Consider the following 17,517-nt stretch of genomic DNA (forward strand, 5'->3'; position numbering starts at 1 on the left):
AAATGAGTGAAGTTAACAAGCCATTTATTAAGATTTTATTAATATAATTTAAATAACTTTTTTATAAAAAATAATTTAGTTATTTTCAATAAAACAAGGATAAATCCCCAATCGATTTATCCTTGTTAATATTTAGCTTAAAACTAGAATTTAAGTTTTTCTAAATGCCAGATATCATCAACATATTGTTGAATTGTACGATCTGATGAGAAGAATCCACTTTTAGCAATATTTACAAGACATGCTCTAGCCCAGCGATTACGATCTTGATATAAATCACGTACTTTTCTTTGTGTTTCACAATAAGATTCATAATCAGCTAAAACAAAGTATTCATCATTTTTGTTCATTAATTCTTCAAAAATAACTCTGAATTCTTCACGATTATCGATGAATGTTCCATCCATCAAACTATCAATAACACGTTTTAATCTTGGATTATTGTTGTAGTAATCCCATGCCCGATAAGTTCCGCTATCACGTAATTCTTTTACTTCGAAATCTTTCAAACCAAAGATTAAGCAGTTATCTTCACCAACAAGTTCAGAAATTTCAACATTAGCACCATCTAAAGTACCTAAAGTAATTGCACCGTTCATCATGAATTTCATATTTCCAGTACCACTAGCTTCTTTACCTGCTGTTGAAATTTGTTCTGAAACATCAGCTGCTGGCATAATTTTTTCTGCCAATGTTACTCCATAGTTTTCTAAGAAAACAACTTTTAAGTATTTATTAGTTTCTGGATCGTTATTTACAACTTCTCCAACGCTATTGATTAATTTGATAACTTTTTTAGCAAAATAGTATCCGCTTGCTGCTTTTGCTCCAAAAATGAATGTTCTTGGTTCAATACGATAATCAGGATTATCTTTCATTCTAAAATATAAATCAATAATGTGTAATACATTTAATAATTGACGTTTATATGCATGTAGACGTTTTACTTGAATGTCAAAGATACTATCAACATCTACTGTAATACCATTATGTTCTTTGATATAGTCAGCAAGAATTTGTTTTCTTTCTCTTTTAACATCTAAGAAACGTTCTTGAAGTACCGGATCATCAACATGATCTAGTAAATCTTCTAATTTTTCTGGATGTTTGATCCAGCTATCACCAATATATTCAGTGATTAATGATGATAATTCAGGGTTACAATATGCTAACCAGCGACGATGAGTTACCCCATTTGTTTTATTGTTGAATTTATTTGGGTATAAAACGGCAAAATCTCTTAATTCACGTTCAGCTAAAATATCTGAGTGTAATTTAGCAACACCGTTAACACTAAAGCTTCCAACAATTGCAAGTTTTGCCATATATACAGTACCATCGCGTAAAATCATTACTCGATCTACTAATTCATCATCGTGTCCACTAACCATTTTAGCATACCCAACAAAACGACGATGAATTTCTTCAATAATCTGATAAACTCTTGGCAATAATGATTGCATTACATCAATTGGCCAAGTTTCCATTGCTTCAGCTAAGATAGTGTGGTTTGTATAAGCAAATGTTTGAGTAGTAATATCCCAAGCTTCTTCCCATTCATAATCATGTTCATCAATTAAGATTCTCATCAATTCTGGAATTGCTAAAACTGGATGAGTATCGTTTAATTGAATAACATTTTTTTCATGGAAATTACTTAAACTAGGATATTGTCTTAAATGTGCTTTAACAATAGAAGCTAATCCTGCACATGTAAAGAAATATTCTTGTTTTAAACGCAACACTTTTCCTGCTGGTGTTGAATCATCAGGATAAAGCATTTGACAAATATCGCGAACATTTTGAACGTATTGTCTAAAATCCTGATTTGCAGGAATATTATCACTAGCTTCTGCAGACCACAAACGTAATGTGTTTGTTGTTACTGTATCATTACCAACGATAGGTACATCATAAGGAACTGCAAATACTTCTTCAGCATCTACATGTTCATATTTTCCTGTTTCTTCATTGAAAACAATTTTTCCAAAGAATTTTACTGGTACACGATGTTTTGGTTTTCTTACTTCCCAGTTAAATCCTACCTGCATCCATTGATCAGGTAATTCAATTTGATAACCATTTTCGATCTTTTGTTTAAATAAACCATATTCATAACGAATAGTATGTCCATGACCTGGATATTTTAATGAAGCTAAAGAATCCATAAAGCAAGCTGCTAAACGACCTAAACCACCGTTTCCAAGTCCAGCATCGCTTTCTAATTCTTCTAAATCATGAATGTTAATACCATATTCAGCTAATCCTTCTTTAGCAATTTGATAAATACCAAGATTCATCATATTATTTACTAGAAGACGTCCCATTAAAAATTCCATTGAAAAATAATGCATTTGTTTTTGACAATTGTTACGAATCATAGCTTTACTAGTTGCCCAGTTAACTGAAGCATAGTCACGAACCATTGTTTCTAATACTAAGAAACGTTCAGTAATATGACTTTCTTCAACAGTACGTCCATATGATTCAATAATTCTACGTGAAAACTCAAATTTAAATTCTTCTTTGTTCTTAAACATATTATCTCCTTTTTGATACCAGTTTTATTTTGGTGCTTTATATTCGAAAATCATGCTGCCAAAAGGAGCAATATTCACTGGTATATAATATTCTTTATTTAAAGTTTGACCTTTTTTAGCTCTAATAGCACGTTTGTTAGTATAGTTACTTCCACTATAAATATCAGTATCGCTATTAAGAATTTCTTTATAAGATCCTGGTTTGTTTACTGGAATCTTATAACCTTCATGCTTATTAGCAGTAAAGTTCATTACTGCAATCAATGAACTACCATCAGTTCCTTTTCTTTCTATTGCAAAGACGCTTTGAGCCCGATCATCAACAACAAGCCATTCAAAACCGTCCATGCCATAGTCTTGTTCATACATACATTGATAATTTTTATAGATTTCATTTAATCTAATCATGAAATGATGGAAAGAATCATGAATTGGGTATTTTAAAATATTCCATCCCAATGCCACTTTTTCGTCCCATTCCTTATATTCACCTAATTCATTTCCCATAAAGTTTAATTTCTTACCTGGATGAATCATCATATAAGTATATAGCGTTTTTAATTGCGCAAATTTTTGTTCATGAGTACCCCAGATTTTATCAACAATGGTACCTTTACTATGAACAACTTCATCATGTGAAAATGGCAATATAAAGTTTTCGCTATAAAAATATGCCATTGAAAAAGTAATTAAATTGTGGTCACTTTGACGATATACTGGATCCAATTTCATGTACTTCAAAGTATCATTCATCCAACCTAAATCCCATTTGTAGTCAAATCCTAGACCACCAACGTCTGGTGATTTAGTAACGCCATTAAAATCACTAGAATCTTCTGCAATTAACATAACCCCAGGGAAATATCCTTTCATGTGGTTATTCATTCTACGCATAAATTCTACTGCTCCGTCGTTTAGACCAGCTTCTTTATTTCCCTTCCAATAAATTAAATTGCTTACTGCATCAAATCTAATTCCATCAACGTGGAAATATTTAGCAAAAAAGCCAACGCTACTCATCAAAAAGCTGCGTACTTCTTCGCGCCCAACATCAAAATAAACACTATCCCATTCTGTATAACGGCGATTAATATCTGGATAATCATAAACAAAACCGCCATCAAATTGATATAAACCATGTCCATCTTTTACAAAATGAGCTGGAACAAAATCCATGATAACACCAATTCCAGCTTTATGACAAGCATTTATGAATTTCATCAATCCCTTTGGTTCACCATAACGGCTTGTTACACTAAAGTAACCAGTTGCCTGATATCCCCAAGAACCGTCGAATGGAAACTCAGTTAATGGCATTAATTCAAGATGAGTATAATGATTTTCAACTAAATAAGGAATGATCAAGTCTATCATTTCTTCATAAGTATAAAATTCACCATCTTCTTCATCTGTAAAATCTTTTTTCATTTTCCAGGAACCAATATTTGCTTCATAAATATTCATTGGTTTATCAAAGTTTTTAGTTCTGGCATTTAACCAGCGTTTATCCGACCAGCGGAAATTTTCAATATTGTATACTCTTGATGCAGTTCCAGGCCGTAATTCACTATAAAAAGCGTATGGATCTGCACGATCAACAGTCGCAAAATTTTGGGTTTCAATTCGATATTTATACAATGCTTTTTCCTTAACTCCAGGAATAAACAAAGTCCAAATACCACCATCGGTATATTTTTCCATATAGTGATTGCTTCCATCCCAATCATTAAAATCACCTACGACTTGTACACTACGTGCATTAGGTGCATAAACGGTGAAGCGGACACCTTTTTTATGGTTGTTTGTCTCCAAATGAGCACCAAAAATTTTATACGCCTCTAAAGTATTTCCTTTATGAAATACGTGAATCAAAAAATCATCGAGCATGTGTCACTCCCCCTTTTCTAAGATAAAATCATTATATCATAATTAAAGGTGCATTTCATCAAAAAATGATAACGCTTTCAGAGTGCTGGTAAAAATATATAGTAATCAAAACAAGTATTCTTTTACTATGATCGACTACTTATCTTGATTAAATCAGTAAAACTTAAAAAATTGTTGGATTGGACCCGCTCCCTATTCTAACAAAATATCAAAAAAATGAAAAGCAATTTTTTTACTTTCAAACCTAATTAATAGTCATTCTATCAATAAAAATCATATTTTTACTTAATATTCAGCCTTGTTGACTTATTAAAAAACCATATTTTTATTAAATTCATCTTTTTGTATCAATCTTTAAAAGAATAAAAAAACAAGTAGATATTATTTGATAATATCAAACTTGTTTTTATTTACCATCTTTAATCTCTTTAGAAATAAAATCAATAAATCTTGAAATTGTATAACTAAAAGACTGATATTTTTTCCAGATAACTATTGAAGCTGTTGTCATTTTAGGATAAAGCGGTCTAAAACATAGCTGGTCACTAATAACATTGCTTGTAGAACCTTCAATAACGATTGCATAACCTACATCATTTTCTACTAAAGTAGCCGCAGTAGATGATAATTCAGAGACTGCAACAAAATTAAGTTTTTCATAATCGTTTCCCATCCAGTTTTTCAACTGATTTTGTGTTTCAATTCTTGCGGTATTTATTAATGGTATATTTATTAAATCTGATGCTTCTAAATAATCTTTACTAGCTAGCGGTGAATCGGCTTTCATCAATATTCCCCATGTTTCTAATTGATTCATTTTCAAAAAATTTAATTTTTCCGAATCAATTGGTTCAATAACAAAACCCAGATCAACTAAACCATTATCGATTGCTTCCATGATAAAATCAGAATTTCCGTTTTTTACTTTAAAAACCACATCTGGATATATTTCCTTAAATTCTTTAATATATCTTCCCATGGTTTGAGTTGCTTCAGTTAAACCACAAGCTAAAACAATTTCACCACTCACATCATTATCTTGATTACTAATTTCCAGCTCGGTTTTTTCAGCTAAACTAACAATTTCTTCAGCTCTTCTTTTTAATAACATTCCAACATCTGTCAAAATCATTTTTCTTTTGCCACGAATAAATAACGCTACACCTAATTCATCTTCTAATTGCATTAACTGACGACTAAGGGTTGGCTGGGTAATATGTAATACTTCTGCAGCTCTAGTAATATTTCCTTCTCTAGCTACAGCTAAAAAATATTTTAAAACTCGTATTTCCATCATGATCACCTCAATTTTTATTTAATTTTATCATTGATGTTAGCTTGTTGTAAACAAAAACGGCTAACTATAATAATCTAGTTTTCATCAAATAAACAGAGTAAATATTAATCAATATAATATAGAAAAATCCCACTAAAGCAGATACATTTATTTTATATATCTACTTTAGCGGGAACCTATCATAAGTTAGTTTTTAAGCTCTATTTAATTTGTGATAGTACACTCTTTGCATTCTTGATTAAAATTCATAACATTGCAGCAATGAATTTGACATTTTGTTGGTGCATCTAATACGATTTGATCAATGCTATCAGCACAAATATAACCTGATTCAGGATTTTTTACACTAACAATATTTCCTTTAATTGTTGCTTGAACATCACTTTTTTCAAAACTCAAATCAGTATCGATCATTTCACAATCTTCTAAAATTAATCCTTTAGCATAACATAGCGGCTGAGTACCAATGATTTTACAACGTACTAATTTTAAATTCTCACTATACCAGGCTAAATATTCTCCTTTTAAAACACTATCATAAACAGTAACATTTTTACTATGCCAAAAAGCATCTTTAGTATCTAAATATGAATTTTTAATAACCATATTTTCTACATATTGAAAAGAATATTTACCACTTAACTCAAAATGATCCAACTCAATATCATTACTGTGTAAAAATGGATACTCACCAGTTAATTTACAATTGCTCAATTTTAAATTAGCACTCATCCAGCCAAATTCTGGTGAAATAATATCACAATTATTCAATGAAACATTGTGACATTCACGGACTGCTTTAATACCATGTAATTTACTATTTTCAATAGTGACATCATTATCATACCATAAAGCTGCCCGGCATAAATCAGTCATTTCAGTATTTATAATCTTAGCATGATTAACATGCCAAAATGGATATCTTAATGCAAAATAACAACTATCTACAAGAATATCATGGGTTTCTTTAAATGGTGATTCACCATCTTGAGGACCTTGAAAATTACAACTAATTACTTCACTATCATGAAGCCCATATAAAGCTCTTTCTTCATCGAAATTTTGATTTACTATTTTCATAATCTCACTTCTTTCTAATTGTATTCTTTTGACAATATTATCTTAAACCTGTTTTTTATATATGTCTAATACTTATTAATTATCCTTTCTATACCTTAAAGGTATACCAAAACAAGAGCGGTTACGCTCTTGTTTGAAATATTTAATTACCAGTTCTTCTTTTTTCTGATTCTGGATAACGATCACCAACAATTTCAATTTTACTTAAAGCATCATTGATCGTCTTCATTTCTTCATCACTGAACTTAATATTAGCTGCTTTAATATTTTCATGAATTCTAGAAATTTTAGTAGTTCCTGGAATTGGAACGATCCATGGTTTTTGAGCCATGACCCATGCTAAAGCAATCTGAGCGGCAGTAGCATTTTTAGCTATTGCAAGCTCATTGATATAATCAATAACTACTTGATTGGCAGCCATAGCTTCTTTTGTAAATCTTGGTAAATCTGCACGATTATCATTTTCACCAAAAGTAGTATTTTTATCTAATTTACCAGTTAAAAAACCTCTACCTAAAGGACTATATGCAACTAAACCAATTCCTAATTCTTCTAACACTGGTAAAACATCTTTTTCAATTTCACGCCACCACATTGAATATTCATATTCAACAGCTGCTAATGGCTCAACTTTATGAGCACGACGAATAGTTTCGACACCAGCTTCAGATAATCCCCAATGTTTAATTAATCCTTCTTTTTTAAATTGTTTCATAGCCATTGCAACATCTTCAATTGGCACATTAGGATCAACACGATGAATATAATATAAATCAATATAATCTGTTTTTAATCTTTTTAATGAATCCTCTAATTGTTTTCTAAGTGATTCAGGACGACTATCTAATTCATTATTTAAGCCATCAATTTTAAAACCACCTTTAGTAGCAATCTGCACTTTATCACGGTATCCAACTAAAGCATCACCTACTAATTCTTCATTTGTATATGGCCCATAAACTGCTGCTGTATCAAACATTGTAATACCTGCATCGATTGCTTCATGGACAACTTTAATCATTTCATTACGATCTTTAGCGACACCACGATGATAATTTAACCCCATACAACCAAAGCCCATTTTAGAAGTAACTAAACCGCTTTTACCTAATTCTCTTTTTTCCATAACTTATCTTCCTTTCTAAGTATCTTTTTTCTTGACACTTATATTTTAACTAGCACAATTTAAAATGTCTAATACCTATAGTAAATATATACAATGCCTATAAGCTATGATTTTTAGAATTACTTTTCATATTTAAAAATAATTTTTAAAGCATGATATAGATATTCTTCACATGTAGCAATATTATGGCGGCCATTTTTTCTAATAGCATAACAAAAATTATTTTCATTAAAAGTTTGACTTTGCATCATTTCTACCATCTGGCTATTGACCTGATTAAATACTTGAATTTCTGCTACAGAGCGCATAAAATTTTGGGGCTGATTTAAAGCATCAAAAGTAGCACTAACAACAATTAGTGGTTGAATGTCTTTATTTTCAATCATTCGATCTAATAAATTAATTAAATTTCCTTTTTTACGGTCAAAAAAATCACCTGCATGCTCCAGCCATGCATCAAATACAAAATATTATATTTAATGTGATGATGATTTTTATTATAACCAAATGGTAAATACACATAAGCTGGTTGGGTTATTTTTAATTGTGTAATCAACCGAATCATAAAATACATGAATAACTGTTCCTTTATTATTAGCTTTTTTAAAATACAAATCAGGAATTTTATTTATAAATTCAATTTCTCTTATTTTATTAATCATTATTTTATCGCCATCCTTTTATCATATTTTGATATATCAAAATATAAAAGTACAATATCAATAATTAATAAAACTATTACTATAACGCATAATAAAAACCCTAGTATTTAAATACCTAAATACCAGAGCTTATATCAATCATAATTTTTTATAAATCACAAATTCCTTTATTCTCACCATAGATTGCATACCAGTCATTATTAAAATCTGCTACTGCTTTTTCAATGTTTGGATTCTTGAAGATTTGATTTAATACAGCTACTGGTGCTGTTATTGCATGTGAGCCACTATTAAGGGCATCTCGAACTTGTTGTACCCCTTTAAAGCTTGCTGCTAATATTTTACAATCATATCCATCTACTTCAATTCTTGATGATAATTCATGGATCAATTCAAATGGATCACTTCCTAGATTACCGATACGATTTACATATGGAGCAATATAATCAGCTCCGGCTTCTAATGCCATATAGGCTTGCATTAAATCATAAACAGCTGTCGCCGTTACATTCATGCCACGATTTTTTAATTCTTTAATAGCTTTAATTCCTTCATATGAAACTGGTACTTTAATATATACTAAATCATCGATTTCCTTTACAATTCGTTTAGCTTCTTTAACCATAGTTTCACAATCCAAACCAGTTACCTGGATATGCAAACTGTTTTCCATTCCAATCATTTCTCTGATTTTACGCATATGATCAAAGAAATTTTCAGGATTAGTTGCTTTTACTATTGAAGGATTACTAGTAACCCCCATAATTGGTAAATACTCTACTGCTTCTTTAATTTCATTTAAATCTACTGTATCAATTATAAATTCCATAACTATCTCCTATTCTTTAATTATATTTTTTAATCCATTTTGATTAACTAGCTGATAAAAATGTTCCATTTGTTCATTATTAAACATTTTTAATTTACTATCTAATGTATATTGCTCATTTATTAATTCATATTTAGACGCTGCTAGTGGATTATAATTTAATAATTCATATTTAACATCTGGATATATATTTACTAAAAACTGCACAATTTGACTAATATTACTATCTGTTGCCGTCATTGATGGTATCAATGGTGTTCTAATAATTACTTTATCTTTATAAGGACTCGTTAAAACATAAGTAATATTTTCTTTAATCAGTTTTGGTAAAACACCTGTATATTGTTGATGCAACTTTTCATCAAATAACTTTAGATCAATATATATTAAGTCTAAATACGGTAAAATACTTTTAATTAAATCTAAAGATGCATACATAGTCGTTTCAATTGCCGTATGAATTTTTTCATCTTTACAACGTTTCAATATTTCTAATAAAAACGCCCCTTGTAATAATGGTTCACCTCCAGAAAAAGTAACCCCACCATCATCACGATAAAAAACCTGATCATCTTTAATTTTTTCAATTAAAGTTTCAACATCATATTCAATACTATCATAACGAATCGCCCCACTAGGACAAGCATCAATTAAATTGTCAAAACTTCCTATATAATCATAATTAAAATATGGTCGTTGCTTTAAATATTCTATTTGACCAGGTTTACTAAATTCAAGGCATCTTTGACAATGAATACAATCATTTTTAAAATATAGCGGTTGTCTTTTAGGTGATAATCCTTCGGGATTTTGACACCATTTACATCTAAGAGGACATCCTTTAAAAAATATCGTTGTTCTAAGTCCAGTACCATCATGAACCGCAAACCTTTTAATATCAAACACTAATGCTTTAGATGTCACTATAAGTCGTCCTTTCAATAATTTCATTTTGTAATTTATCGGCTAACTCAACAAAATATGCAGTATATCCAGCAACCCGAATCGTTAAAGAACGATGTCTTTCAGGATGAATTTTAGCATCTAATAAATCTTCACGATTAACGACATTAAATTGAATATGAGGTACTTTTAAATCAACAAATGCCCGCAAGAAGTTTTCAAATTTTTGCATTCCAGTTTTAGTAGCAAAAAATTCTGGTAAAAACTTCATATTCAAAAGACCACCATTTGTAGTATATGAGTTTTTCATCCGTGATACTGATTTTAATACTGCTGTTGGCCCCGCTAAATCGCGACCATAAACCGGTGACATCCCACCATCAGCTAAAGGTGTCAAAGCATTTCTACCATCTGGTGATGCCCCAAGATTTTCTCCCATTGGTACATGGGCAGAAACAGTATACATACCAGTATGATATAGACCACCTCGATAATTAGTATAGTCATTCATTCGACTTCTAAAATATCCAGCCCACTTACTACCTAATTCATCAACCCATTTAACATCATTTCCATACTTAGGAACTTTACGCAATAGCATTGTTTGAATAATTTCATAACCTTTAAAGTCAGCTTGTAAAGCTTCTAGTAACTGAGATCTTGAAATCATTTTTTTATCATAAACTAATTGTTTTATAGCGGCTAATGAATCAGCTAAATTGGCAACTTGAATCATTTGAATACCTGATAAATTATATTTAGCACCGCCTCTTGTAACATCAATACCATTTTCTAAACAATCATCGATTACAGTAGATAAAAAGGCTGTTGGTAAACATTCTTGATGAATTCTTTCAACTACTTCTTCAGCTTTCATCATTTCATCAATAAAATAATCAATTTGTTTTTTAAATGCTGCTTCTAATTCTTCAAAATTATTATATGTTTCTAAACTGCCTAAATCCAAACCAATTTGTTTTCCGCTAAGCAAACACTTACCATGATTTAATGTCAATTCTAATGCTTTATTCAAATTAAACATCGCTGCATCTGACCAGCCTAAATTATTACCATGGGTTGTTAGTTCTACACATCCAACAATAGCATAGTTACGAGCGTCTTTTTCTTCAATTTTTAAATCATTGATCATCGCTGGAATAATTGCTTCATCATTGAAAAACTGTGGCATGCCACTACCTTTAGCGACTACTTTAATTGCTTCTTGCATTAATTCATGTGATGTATTTTTGTTTAATCGCACTGATAAATTAGGTTGTGGTAATCCTAGATGATATTGTGCTTTTAAACATAACAATGATAATTCATTGTACGTATCATTATCATCTTCATCTTGTCCCCCAATAGCTACATTAAAACCAATTGGAAAACCGGCAAAATATTTAGCACTGTTTTGATTTCTTAAATAGACAATCTGATTAAATTTTAACCATAAGCATTCTAATATTTCTAAAGCCTGTTGTTTAGTAATTATATTATTAGTAATATCATGATAATAATATGGATATAAATATTGATCAATTCGTCCTGGTGAAAACGAAGAAGCATTAGATTCCATATGCAAGATTACAAATAAAAACCATAGTGACTGAATAGCTTCATGAAAAGTCTCGGGCGGTCTTTTAGCTAAGTTATAACAATTATTAGCAACCTGCTTTAATGATTCTTGATATTTAAAATCAACATCATCAATAATCTCCATAATGTAATCATGATAGCGAATCATAAAATTACAAGCGCCCTGTAAGACTAGAATAGTACATTGGTAAAATTCTTGATGTTCTTTACAACAAGTTTTCAATTTTTCTTGGGCTTTTTCCATCAAACCCTGAGGTCCTAAACGTAGCCATAAAGCAGTATCAGGACAAATATGACCTTGAGCATGATCTTTTTGATTAATTTTTACAACTTTACTAATTGCATTAATTTTATCACCATACTCTTGTTTAATTTTATCTTCCAATGATTTACCTTGCCAATAAGGATAAATTTTTTCTTTAAATTCTTTAATATCTTCATCATTAACTAAAAATTTATCCTGAGGTCTAGTTGGTAAAGTTTCAAACTCTTTTACTACCCAGGAACTACCACTTTCAGGAAATACAACTCCCGCTCTAACTCCTTTAGTTCGATTCCCTACAATTAGTTCTTCTGGTTCTACTGCTATTTCCATTTGTTCTAAAGCTGCTTTTAAAGATAATGCTCTTTTTTTGCTAATTGATAACCCTTCGTTTTCTTGATAAACCTTTGTAATAATTCTAGCTTGTTCAATCGAAGCATAACGCGGTGCCTTTAGCATCTTATCTTTTAAAATTCCAATTCTTTCACTTTGGTACAAATCATCCATCTAAGAAACCCCCTTTTTATTGTTTTTTATTGATTACATCTTAATTATACATTGTTTTTTATTAAAATAAATAAAAAACAATAAATTTCACTAATTTTTCAATAAAAAAAAGAAATCATCGCTAAATGATTTCAATTCCAATATCTTTTAATTTATTTTCTATTCTACTATCTAGTCCACCTTCGCAAATATAACCACTAAAATCACTAATATCACCAAACAAATAATTACCATCTAATTCAAACTTAATCGTTTCACCTGCCATATAACATTTTCGACTGGCATTAAGAACTTCTTTTTTTGTTAAACCATCATTAATATCATAAGTAGCTACTTTATTATTAAAAACATCAATTCCAACTACCCCTAAAAAAGAAAGATCAAACTTATATTTCTTTATTTGTTCAATAGTAATAGCACCAATAAATCCATCACGAGCCCGATTCAATTCACCACCAATAAAAATCAAATTAGTATTACAATCACGGGTAAAAATTTCCATAATATCAATCATATTTGTAACAACAGTTATTTTTAAATTGCGCTGATAAATTAATTTAGCGATTTCTAAAGTAACTGTAGAAATATCTAAAAAAATCATCATCCCTGGTTTAATTAACTCAATCGCTTTTAAAGCAATTGCCTTTTTTTCTTCTACCCGAACATCTCGTCGTTGACTTACATTTACTGTATGTAAATTTGAACGCATGCAGGTTGCCCCACCATGAATTCTTTTTAATTTATTGGCTTTTTCTAAAATATTTAAATCTTTTCTAATACAGTCTTCAGTAACATTAAAATCTTTACTTAAATCTTTTACTCTAACTTGACCTTCTAAATTCAATCGAGCCAAAATTTGATTATGTCTTTCTTGTTGTAGCATAGTAGCTTACCTCCTTGTTTTATTATGCCATTATCTTTTTTAAAAAACAAGAACGATACTAATTGTCAAAGTCAATCTAATTTGATACATTTTAATTAGAAAAACAATTAAACTTTTTAGCACCACTTTTATAAAAGGAGGACAAATGAAAAAATTAAAAATAATTTTATCACTGATCTTTGTTTTAACTATATTTACTGGTTGTCAAAACAATAATCAAGATAGTGGTTATAATGTTATCATTGATGATAGTAATATAATTACCGTTAATCATAACATAGATGATCATGATGGCTTTTTTAATCAAGATTTTCTAACTACTACAAATAATGATACTACTATTTATTCAAACGATGATATGGTAATAACCGTGGATCCTTCGAACTTAATTCAAGAAATTGTTTTAAAAACTGATCATTATCAATTAGATAATGGGGCAAAAACAAAAATGAATTACCAGGATATTTGTGATCTTTTTAACCAGGAATATTATAGTCAAATTATCAAAGATCAAAAAGATAATGTTGTCTCTGGACAAATCGGTATTACTTATAATGAAGCTAACATCAAAGTAGTCTATGACTTTAATGATAACAAATTAGACACTATTACAATTTCTCCAATTTTTACTTTTTAATAAAGGATGCTACAACTAGCATCCTTTATCCTTATTTATTTTTTCTTTTAATCAGCTTCTTTAGAGTATACATCAATAAACGGAACATCTTCAACACTATGTAGCGGGAATTCAGATTTAGCCGTAATATTAGCTAAATCACATTCAACCATACCAATATACATTGGTGGTATGGCTGGGCGATTTTCTAATGATTTTATTTCACGGTTATTACATAGATACAATAAATCATATCTTCGTTTAAATGTTTCATAATCTTTATTACCATCTATTAATTTCATAGTCCCCTTGGCAATAACACTACGATAATCATGATAATGCCCTTTATATTTATGATCAGGAAAATCATTAAAAGCACTAAATTCCAGACATACTTTTGGATTTTTTTTGATTAAATCAACTTTCAAGCCTCTTTTCATAAAATGAGTGTAAAAAATAAACTTGTTGTCTTTTACCTCAAAACCAAAATTAAGTGGTACGACATAAGGATAACCATCATCACCATTGATACCCACATTTACAATATTAAACATCTTTAACATTTCTTCAATTAATACTGGATCTTTAACTTCTCTTTCAAAATTAATCATAATTTTCTCCCCTTTTGATAATAATTATAAAATTAAATTATTATCAAAACGATAATCCTTTAAACAAATAACCAGTACTAATCTTTTAAACTATACTCTTTCCTAATTCATAAGCTTCATTTAAAAACTTTTTATCAACAATTTTATTTCCTATCTGTCCACTACAACCATCAGCAAGTACCATGCCCTTATCATTCCAGCCTAAAGCCTTTGTTAAAAAGCGATAAAATGATACTGACTGTTCAAAAGCATAAAATTCATCACTTCCACTTGTCATTAATAATACTGTATCTTTACTAGGATATTTATCATCTGTAGAAATAGCATATAAACGATCAATAAATGATTTTAACCTTCCAGAAATACTCCAAAAATAAAGCGGTGAAGCTAAAACAAGCACATCAGCATCTTCAAATAAAGAATAATAGTCTTGCATAGCATCTTTAATAACACATTGATGTCCATTATGTTGACAAGCCTGACAACCTTGACAGCCTATAATATTTTTATTTAATATAATTTTAGTAACATCATGATTAGCTTCCTTAGCCCCTTTGATAAAAGCATCTGATAATTGATCAGTATTACCATGAACGTTTCCACTACCAACAACAACTAATATTTTACTCATCTTCATTTTCCACCTTTTCAATAAGGATCGTACCTGATAAATTTTTAATATTTTCTTTTCCCTTAATGGCCTCACCTAAAACATATAAACCATTATAACTGCCACATCGATCATAATACATAACAACATTTTTCCATGGTGAAAAATAACCTAAAGTACCTTCTTGTCCACTTGATAATAATGGCGTGTTTTTGGTAGCTAAAGACTTAGATGGATAAAAAATTTTTTCGTTATTTGAATAATTTTCTACTTTTGTTTCTAATGGTAATTGTTGATATAGTGATTTTGCTCCATCACTTTCATTTAAAGTAAAAATAATTTGTTTTGATTGATTTGTCACTTTTATTTTCATATCATTACACTCCTTTATTTAAATATATTCTTATAATCAATACCGTTTAGCTTTATTAAATTATATATTTCAATATTTTTAATATCAAATGCTTATATTGAAGTAGTAACTATACTTATAAAGCATATATACTACTAAAAAAATCTAGAATTAATGGCTTTTAATATCCACAATTCTAGATTTGTTTTTAAAATATTTGATAAATATTAAAGGCATCTTACTCAAATGCCTCGTTTTGACTATTTTTAATATCATCAACACATAATTTAGTAGTTCCATCTAATAAATATGAACTTACTTCTTTAATACAATAAAACTCTGGTAAAAATTCCGCTGGAATAAATGATTTCAACTTGTTTTTTATTTCATCCATATCTGGTGTCATTGGTGAAAACAAAGCTACTGCTTCTGGTCCTACAGCACAAATAGTAGGTAAAAGGGCTTTAGTTACTAATTCTAAAACGCCCGGTTCACTCCATGCCAGTTTTTGAATATCATCAGAAAATTGCATTCTACGCATAAAATATCTTATTTCACCAGCAATACCGTTTTTTCCAGTAATTAAATTACCATTAGAGATAATCCCTTGACCACCAACACCATAGCCAAATGGTTGTGAATGGAAAACAATATTTTTATATTCAGGATGTTCCAAAGCAAAACCAACAACAGTTGCATTAGCATTATTATAAGTAAACACCTCAATACCATATTTCTTTTCAAAATCATTTTTTAAATCAATGTTTTTACCATCAATTGAGCTTTTTAACTGATTATCTCCTCTAACTATCCCCGGTATAGCAATTCCAATTACATCAATATATGAATGTTTCAATAAAACTGTATCAATAATATCGTATAAATCATAAACATTCATCGTTGGTTTAATTATCATATTACTATCAATTATTTCACACTTATCATTTAAACGATAATAAATTCTTGTTTGCGCTTGATCAGTAGAAATGACAATCGATAAAATTCTTTTTTCATATTGAATACAATGACTTTTTTCTTTTTTATCTTCAGTTTCCGCTTTTCTACTATAATATTTTTCAACCTCGCTACTTACAAACTTCAACGCTTCTAAAGCATCATAGCTTGCAAAGATTGATGTTGGAATTTGTAGTACTAATTTATCTGATAAACTGTCTTGTAATCGTTGTAACATATAACCGATTTGCGGTGCAATCAATACTACATCATATTTATCTACTTCTTCATAAATATTCAAATATGATACGGCATCAAATTGATAATCTAAATTCATCATACCAGCAATTGAATTTAAATTTTCAGCAAACATTGATGTTGTTAAACCGGCAGTACAAGATAAAAGAACTTTTATTGTTTTTTCATTTTTTAATGATAATAAAGTTCCAACCATTTCATCATATAATTGTTTAGCGTGTTCTTCATCTTTTAATTCAAAATGTAAGTAGAATTTAACCGAATCATCTTTTTTAGATAATATTTTAAATTCAACTATTAGGCTTTCTTCAATCTTGATAAAATTAATCTTAGCTTCACCATATTCAGTTTTTAACTTAATAGTTTCATCACTAACAACTTCAACTTGATAATCATCGCTGTCATGTTCTTTGATCCATGTTTTAAAGTCAAAATTGGTACTATGTCAAGATTTCGGACTACATAAATATGAGAAATTTAATTAATTGTTACTGATTAGATAGTTGTATTCATATTCATTTGGTGATTTGAAATCACAATGTGA

The 17,517-nt window shown here is 29.6% G+C and carries 16 protein-coding genes; 1 reads left to right on the forward strand and 15 read right to left on the reverse strand.

What is annotated here, in order from left to right:
• Positions 1-143: 143 nt before the first annotated feature.
• The 11 genes from B5F09_RS09140 to B5F09_RS09185 form a co-directional block, all read right to left on the reverse strand.
• A complete protein-coding gene (locus B5F09_RS09140; protein ID WP_087300435.1) occupies positions 144-2,540 on the reverse strand; it encodes a glycogen/starch/alpha-glucan phosphorylase in 2,397 nt (798 codons plus the stop codon).
• Positions 2,541-2,564: 24 nt separating this feature from the next.
• Entirely contained in the window at positions 2,565-4,427 is a 1,863-nt protein-coding gene (gene glgB / locus B5F09_RS09145; protein WP_087300437.1) for a 1,4-alpha-glucan branching protein GlgB, read from the reverse strand.
• Positions 4,428-4,833: 406 nt separating this feature from the next.
• On the reverse strand, positions 4,834-5,721 hold the full coding sequence (locus tag B5F09_RS09150) for a LysR family transcriptional regulator (RefSeq protein ID WP_087373751.1): 888 nt from the start codon (positions 5,719-5,721) through the stop codon (positions 4,834-4,836).
• A gap of 207 nt (positions 5,722-5,928) precedes the next feature.
• Entirely contained in the window at positions 5,929-6,804 is an 876-nt protein-coding gene (locus B5F09_RS09155) for a DUF3737 family protein (protein ID WP_087373752.1), read from the reverse strand.
• Positions 6,805-6,946: 142 nt separating this feature from the next.
• The gene (locus B5F09_RS09160; RefSeq protein WP_087373754.1) at positions 6,947-7,930 is read right to left on the reverse strand and encodes an aldo/keto reductase; all 984 of its coding nucleotides are present in this window, start codon (positions 7,928-7,930) and stop codon (positions 6,947-6,949) included.
• 119 nt (positions 7,931-8,049) lie between these two features.
• Entirely contained in the window at positions 8,050-8,316 is a 267-nt protein-coding gene (locus B5F09_RS09165) for a hypothetical protein (protein WP_087373756.1), read from the reverse strand.
• Between the two features lie 111 nt (positions 8,317-8,427).
• Entirely contained in the window at positions 8,428-8,592 is a 165-nt protein-coding gene (locus tag B5F09_RS14870) for a hypothetical protein (RefSeq protein ID WP_158095836.1), read from the reverse strand.
• A gap of 148 nt (positions 8,593-8,740) precedes the next feature.
• Complete coding sequence (locus B5F09_RS09170; RefSeq protein ID WP_087373758.1) at positions 8,741-9,421, reverse strand: fructose-6-phosphate aldolase; 681 nt, start codon at positions 9,419-9,421, stop codon at positions 8,741-8,743.
• Positions 9,422-9,430: 9 nt separating this feature from the next.
• A complete protein-coding gene (locus tag B5F09_RS09175; RefSeq protein WP_204215276.1) occupies positions 9,431-10,372 on the reverse strand; it encodes a glycyl-radical enzyme activating protein in 942 nt (313 codons plus the stop codon).
• Entirely contained in the window at positions 10,335-12,689 is a 2,355-nt protein-coding gene (locus B5F09_RS09180) for a formate C-acetyltransferase/glycerol dehydratase family glycyl radical enzyme (RefSeq protein ID WP_087373760.1), read from the reverse strand. Before B5F09_RS09180 ends, B5F09_RS09175 begins: the two co-directional genes overlap by 38 nt.
• A 121-nt stretch (positions 12,690-12,810) precedes the next feature.
• The gene (locus tag B5F09_RS09185) at positions 12,811-13,572 is read right to left on the reverse strand and encodes a DeoR/GlpR family DNA-binding transcription regulator (protein ID WP_087300451.1); all 762 of its coding nucleotides are present in this window, start codon (positions 13,570-13,572) and stop codon (positions 12,811-12,813) included.
• Between the two features lie 145 nt (positions 13,573-13,717).
• On the opposite strand from B5F09_RS09185, the gene B5F09_RS09190 reads away from it, so the two are divergent.
• Positions 13,718-14,209, forward strand: a complete 492-nt coding sequence (locus tag B5F09_RS09190; protein ID WP_087300453.1) for a hypothetical protein — start codon at positions 13,718-13,720, stop codon at positions 14,207-14,209.
• A 47-nt stretch (positions 14,210-14,256) separates the two neighbouring features.
• Here the strand turns inward: B5F09_RS09190 and B5F09_RS09195 are convergent, their stop codons facing one another.
• From B5F09_RS09195 to B5F09_RS09210, 4 genes are all read right to left on the reverse strand, one after another.
• Entirely contained in the window at positions 14,257-14,799 is a 543-nt protein-coding gene (locus B5F09_RS09195) for a pyridoxamine 5'-phosphate oxidase family protein (RefSeq protein WP_143357494.1), read from the reverse strand.
• 85 nt (positions 14,800-14,884) lie between these two features.
• Positions 14,885-15,430 carry a flavodoxin family protein gene (locus B5F09_RS09200; protein ID WP_087373762.1) on the reverse strand — a complete coding sequence of 182 codons (546 nt, stop codon included), beginning with the start codon at positions 15,428-15,430 and terminating at the stop codon, positions 14,885-14,887.
• Positions 15,423-15,782 (reverse strand): cyclophilin-like fold protein, encoded by a 360-nt coding sequence (locus B5F09_RS09205; RefSeq protein ID WP_087373764.1) that lies wholly within the window; start codon positions 15,780-15,782, stop codon positions 15,423-15,425. The genes B5F09_RS09200 and B5F09_RS09205 overlap by 8 nt, the downstream gene beginning before the upstream one ends.
• 217 nt (positions 15,783-15,999) lie before the next feature.
• Positions 16,000-17,169, reverse strand: a complete 1,170-nt coding sequence (locus tag B5F09_RS09210) for an ROK family protein (protein WP_239404301.1) — start codon at positions 17,167-17,169, stop codon at positions 16,000-16,002.
• Between the last annotated feature and the right edge of the window lie 348 nt (positions 17,170-17,517).

Origin of the sequence: Erysipelatoclostridium sp. An173 (genome assembly GCF_002160495.1) — a bacterium.
Classification (GTDB): Bacteria; Bacillota_I; Bacilli_A; order Erysipelotrichales; family Coprobacillaceae; genus Thomasclavelia; species Thomasclavelia merdavium.

What these genes read in the sequence shown, in the direction of transcription:
- B5F09_RS09140 (WP_087300435.1), bottom strand. Translation starts at nt 2,540, where the DNA reads ATGTTTAAGAACAAAGAAGAATTTAAATTTGAGTTTTCACGTAGAATT.
- glgB (WP_087300437.1), bottom strand. Translation starts at nt 4,427, where the DNA reads ATGCTCGATGATTTTTTGATTCACGTATTTCATAAAGGAAATACTTTA.
- B5F09_RS09150 (WP_087373751.1), bottom strand. Translation starts at nt 5,721, where the DNA reads ATGGAAATACGAGTTTTAAAATATTTTTTAGCTGTAGCTAGAGAAGGA.
- B5F09_RS09155 (WP_087373752.1), bottom strand. Translation starts at nt 6,804, where the DNA reads ATGAAAATAGTAAATCAAAATTTCGATGAAGAAAGAGCTTTATATGGG.
- B5F09_RS09160 (WP_087373754.1), bottom strand. Translation starts at nt 7,930, where the DNA reads ATGGAAAAAAGAGAATTAGGTAAAAGCGGTTTAGTTACTTCTAAAATG.
- B5F09_RS09165 (WP_087373756.1), bottom strand. Translation starts at nt 8,316, where the DNA reads ATGATTGAAAATAAAGACATTCAACCACTAATTGTTGTTAGTGCTACT.
- B5F09_RS14870 (WP_158095836.1), bottom strand. Translation starts at nt 8,592, where the DNA reads ATGATTAATAAAATAAGAGAAATTGAATTTATAAATAAAATTCCTGAT.
- B5F09_RS09170 (WP_087373758.1), bottom strand. Translation starts at nt 9,421, where the DNA reads ATGGAATTTATAATTGATACAGTAGATTTAAATGAAATTAAAGAAGCA.
- B5F09_RS09175 (WP_204215276.1), bottom strand. Translation starts at nt 10,372, where the DNA reads ATGAAATTATTGAAAGGACGACTTATAGTGACATCTAAAGCATTAGTG.
- B5F09_RS09180 (WP_087373760.1), bottom strand. Translation starts at nt 12,689, where the DNA reads ATGGATGATTTGTACCAAAGTGAAAGAATTGGAATTTTAAAAGATAAG.
- B5F09_RS09185 (WP_087300451.1), bottom strand. Translation starts at nt 13,572, where the DNA reads ATGCTACAACAAGAAAGACATAATCAAATTTTGGCTCGATTGAATTTA.
- B5F09_RS09190 (WP_087300453.1), top strand. Translation starts at nt 13,718, where the DNA reads ATGAAAAAATTAAAAATAATTTTATCACTGATCTTTGTTTTAACTATA.
- B5F09_RS09195 (WP_143357494.1), bottom strand. Translation starts at nt 14,799, where the DNA reads ATGATTAATTTTGAAAGAGAAGTTAAAGATCCAGTATTAATTGAAGAA.
- B5F09_RS09200 (WP_087373762.1), bottom strand. Translation starts at nt 15,430, where the DNA reads ATGAGTAAAATATTAGTTGTTGTTGGTAGTGGAAACGTTCATGGTAAT.
- B5F09_RS09205 (WP_087373764.1), bottom strand. Translation starts at nt 15,782, where the DNA reads ATGAAAATAAAAGTGACAAATCAATCAAAACAAATTATTTTTACTTTA.
- B5F09_RS09210 (WP_239404301.1), bottom strand. Translation starts at nt 17,169, where the DNA reads ATGGTTGGAACTTTATTATCATTAAAAAATGAAAAAACAATAAAAGTT.